Annotated in this window: 5 tRNA genes; all 5 read left to right on the forward strand. The window is 50.3% G+C overall.

Annotation, left to right across the window (positions count from 1 at the left end):
• The first annotated feature begins 2 nt into the window (after positions 1–2).
• Positions 3–75, forward strand: a tRNA-Lys gene (locus AC6UDB_RS06940).
• 23 nt (positions 76–98) lie between these two features.
• Positions 99–171 (forward strand) — tRNA-Thr (locus AC6UDB_RS06945).
• A 5-nt stretch (positions 172–176) separates the two neighbouring features.
• Positions 177–248: transfer RNA gene (locus tag AC6UDB_RS06950), tRNA-Gly, on the forward strand.
• 16 nt (positions 249–264) lie between these two features.
• Positions 265–350: transfer RNA gene (locus tag AC6UDB_RS06955), tRNA-Leu, on the forward strand.
• 9 nt (positions 351–359) lie between these two features.
• Positions 360–433, forward strand: a tRNA-Arg gene (locus AC6UDB_RS06960).

Below are 433 nucleotides of genomic sequence, written 5' to 3' on the forward strand. Positions count from 1 at the left end.
TTGAGCCGTTAGCTCAGTTGGTAGAGCATCTGACTTTTAATCAGAGGGTCGGCGGTTCGAACCCGCCACGGCTCATTATTTATATAAATAGCATGTATGCCGACTTAGCTCAGTTGGCAGAGCACCTGTCTTGTAAACAGGGGGTCGGAGGTTCGAATCCTCTAGTCGGCATTTATGCGGAAGTAGTTCAGTGGTAGAACGCCACCTTGCCATGGTGGAGGTCGCGGGTTCGAATCCCGTCTTCCGCTTATGTCAATTTATAATGCCGGGGTGGCGGAATTGGCAGACGCACAGGACTTAAAATCCTGCGGTCAGTGATGACCGTACCGGTTCGATCCCGGTCCTCGGCATATTATTATGCACCTATAGCGCAATTGGATAGAGTGTCTGACTACGAATCAGAAGGTTGTAGGTTCGACTCCTACTAGGTGCA

This window comes from Fructilactobacillus sp. X3R2C1 (assembly GCF_059901235.1).